The organism is Pseudoalteromonas sp. MMG012 (assembly GCF_018100875.1).
Classification (GTDB): domain Bacteria; phylum Pseudomonadota; class Gammaproteobacteria; order Enterobacterales; family Alteromonadaceae; genus Pseudoalteromonas; species Pseudoalteromonas aurantia.
The window spans coordinates 1-3,616 of sequence record NZ_JAGJEF010000143.1 but is presented as its reverse complement, the minus strand read 5'-3'; the positions used below and the strand labels follow the sequence as shown (position 1 = coordinate 3,616).

The 3,616-nt window shown below is 37.8% G+C and carries 3 protein-coding genes; all 3 read left to right on the top strand.

The features are described from left to right. On the top strand, positions 1 to 1,279 hold a 1,279-nt coding region (locus J8L97_RS22470), incomplete at its 5' end, for an McrB family protein (RefSeq protein ID WP_211052935.1). A 12-nt stretch (positions 1,280 to 1,291) separates the two neighbouring features. Next, positions 1,292 to 2,563 (top strand): LlaJI family restriction endonuclease, encoded by a 1,272-nt coding sequence (locus J8L97_RS22465; protein WP_211052933.1) that lies wholly within the window; start codon positions 1,292 to 1,294, stop codon positions 2,561 to 2,563. Positions 2,564 to 2,661: 98 nt separating this feature from the next. Then, positions 2,662 to 3,606 carry a ribosome biogenesis GTPase YlqF gene (gene ylqF, locus J8L97_RS22460; RefSeq protein WP_210996373.1) on the top strand — a complete coding sequence of 315 codons (945 nt, stop codon included), beginning with the start codon at positions 2,662 to 2,664 and terminating at the stop codon, positions 3,604 to 3,606. Positions 3,607 to 3,616 lie beyond the last annotated feature (10 nt).

Genomic DNA, 3,616 nt, shown 5'->3' with positions numbered 1-3,616 from the left:
AGTTTTGGATAGCCTTATTACTAACACAGAAGAAAAAGATTTTTTTATAAAATTTATGTCAGAACGTGATTGGTGGATAAAAACGGGTCGTAAGTCTGAAGCTGCAAAAGGTAAAACCTTAGACCGTAGTGATGTTTATGAATCAAGTATCGCACTAGCTTGTAATTTAGTTATAGCTAATTCGTCAAAGCTAAAAGTTCTTATAAATGCTTTTTATCAAGATATTGATCTAAAAAGCTATTTCTCGAACATGAATATAGAAGAGTTCGAGGTAAAAGATAATACCATTACTGAGCAAAAAACAGCTTACAAAGCTAACAATCTCAAAGCTCAAAATAAAATCTATTATGGTGCACCAGGCACCGGTAAAAGCAACCTAATAGATCAAATAACAAAGTACAGTTGCCGTTATACAACAGTATTCCATCCTGATACGCAGTATAGTGATTTTGTAGGTGTTTTGAAACCAGTGATGGTAGAAGCGAATGGAGAGAAGAGAGTTTCATATGAGTTTAGATCTGGGCCATTCACTAAGGCGTTGATTAAAGCTCTAAATGATACAGGTAAACATGTTTATCTTGTCATCGAAGAGCTTAATAGAGCACCTGCCGCTGCTGTTTTTGGTGAGATATTTCAGTTACTAGATCGGAATATGCAGGGTGAAAGCCAATATAAGATAGAAGCTTCTGATCCCGATATGCTGCTTCACATTAAAGAAAACCTAGAAGAGCCAGATAAGTTTAATGAGCTTTACTTGCCTTCCAACCTGTCAATTCTTGCTACTATGAATAGCAATGACCAATCAGTTATGCCAATGGACACTGCTTTTAAGAGACGTTGGTTATTCGAATACTTACCTATAAACTTTACTCTGGCCGGTGATGGCAATTTTATACTTACGTTTGCTGATGGTTCAAAGCCTGAAGTGCCTTGGAAAGTATTTGCTGAAGTTGTAAATGATACTTTGTCTTCTTTACAAGTACCTGAAGATCGACTTTTAGGACATCGCTTTGTTTCCGATGAAGAGCTTACTACTATTGAAGAAGCTAATAATACACTAAAAGGTAAAATATTAGTTTACCTCTGGGATGATGTACTTCGTCATGGAAAGCGTGATGTGATTTTTAATAAATCAGTGGCAGGTACTTTCGGTCAGTTATCACATCAATTTGGAGAAGGTAAGGCTATTTTCTCTGACATTTTTGAGGCTAAGTTATCAGAGGCATTAATCGAAGCGCAAAAAGTTCAAGAAGTTGTCGCAAATGAACAACCAGAATAGATGTAATTAAAAATGCGTAAATTACATCTATTTGAAGATAGGCAAAGTATTGTTAAAGCTATGCCCAAGAAGCTAGTTCAAAATTTGAATAAGCAGGGGTTACTTTACGGTAATGGTCAAAAAGTTATGTTTTGTGGCTTAATTAACTTTGACGATCAAATTGCTGTATTTCTTCCCCGAAATAGTGACTATGTAGAAGTCGATGAGTCAAGCACGAAAAAAGTATGTGCAACTTTATTGAAAGCACTTAAACGTTATTTAGATGATAAAGACAATGCTATAAGTGCTGATGAATTCGTTGATGAAGGCATTCATGGGCAAGAGTACCTAGGTTTAATATTTACTTTATTTGAAGACTACTTCAACAACGGTCTTTTTACACGTCGAGTATCTGAAAGGAAAGTAAACTCAGGGAAAGTAGATTGGAACCGTACTATTAAGCAATCTATACCGTATATGTCTGGTGACAGTTCTGTTTACTTAGAGTTAGCCGGATCTATTAAACGAGTATATTCCAACTGTGAAACTGCGAAAATTCATGCTGAAATTTTACGTAATTTAGATCAAAAAGTTGGCTGGTTAATTAACGATGATGATGGAGCTATAGCTAAGCAGCTTATCGATGTTCCTGCTTCACTAATGGATAATGATGCGAAGCTTTATCATCTAAAAAGTGAGTTAACACGCGCATACTCTGATCGTGATATTTACTTGATTAAACAATTGATTAATTATCTTAAACTAGAAAATATGTTTCAGAAAAGTAACTTTTCTATTGGTGTAAAAAGGTTTGAGGGCATGTGGGAGCATATGCTGTTAAAAGCGCTTAAAAACGTATTTCCTGTAAACAAGAAGCTAGCTAAGCCTGTCTATAAAATAAATGGTGATTTGAAGTTAGCGAGTAGAAAAGGGCAACGAACCGATATAGTCATTAGAGACACCGAAACAGGGGACTTTACAGTCATTGATGCTAAATATTACTGCGCTAAAAGTTTAGAAACTGCACCTGGTTGGCCAGATTTAGTTAAGCAGTTCTTTTACGCAAAAGCAGTGAAGTCAATATACCCTGAGAACAGTGTCTCTAATATGTTTATTTTTCCTGGTAAGAATGGGCCAATTGAATCTGTACATATGGCTGAGACAACCAAGTACGAGATTCAAGGAGAAGACTTACTTGATGAATATCCTGTAATCACCTGCCACTACTTAGATCCAATTAATCTAACTACTATATTTGTAGAAAGCAAACTCGTTGAGTTAATGAGTGTGTTGAATAAACGATAACGAAATATAGTGATTTGGAACACACAAAATTAAAGCAATTGTGCGCTTATCTAGGTAAAATGGTGAGCTAATCACTATTTCACACAGGAGAATACTATATGGCAATCCAGTGGTTCCCAGGACACATGAACAAAGCGCGCAATGAGATCAAAGAAATTATGCCGCAAATGGATGTCATTATTGAGGTGCTTGACGCGCGTATTCCCTATAGTAGTGAAAACCCAATGGTGTCTGCGCTACGTGAAGGTAAACCGGTGGTGAAAATACTCAATAAGGCAGACTTGGCAGATCCGGTGATGACTGAGCAGTGGATGCAATATTTAGAGCAAGAAAGTGGTGTGAAAGCTGTGGCATTTGGTCACGATAAAGCGGCAGAAGTGTATAAAATAAATGAGCTATGTAAAAAGTTAGCGCCGCATAAAGTGGGTATTGATAAACAGCTTAAAGCCATGATCATGGGGATCCCAAATGTGGGTAAATCCACATTAATAAATACGCTAGCAGGGCGAATTGTTGCTAAAACGGGCAATGAGCCAGCGGTGACTAAAGCGCAGCAACGCATTAAACTTGACGATGGTATTATGCTGTATGACACACCAGGCATGCTTTGGCCAAAAGTAGAGAATGAAAATTCAGGATACCGATTGGCGGCAACAGGTGCTATCAGAGATACCGCAATTGACTATGAAGAAGTTGCAAGCTATACCGCAGAGTATTTGTTATTGGCGTACCCTAGATTACTTCAGTCACGCTATAAAATAGATGAGTTGCCTGAACAAGATTGGGAGTTCATTGAAATGGCGGGTAAAAAGCGTGGTTGTATACGCGGTGGTAATCAGGTCGATACCCATAAGATGTCAGAAATCTTAATTAATGAATTACGTGATGCGGTGATTGGTCGTATCACCATGGAAACGCCAGAAATGCGTGAGCGTGAAGAAGTGGTTGTGGCCCAATTGAGAGCGCAAGCTGAGGCGAAAAAAGCGGCAAAAGAAGAGGAAAAGAAACAGCGACGTGCACGAGCCAGAAAAAATAGGCGCTAATACGTAACCT

Coding starts and splice junctions, on each gene's coding strand:
- J8L97_RS22465 (WP_211052933.1), top strand. CDS start 1,292: ATGCGTAAATTACATCTATTTGAAGATAGGCAAAGTATTGTTAAAGCT.
- ylqF (WP_210996373.1), top strand. CDS start 2,662: ATGGCAATCCAGTGGTTCCCAGGACACATGAACAAAGCGCGCAATGAG.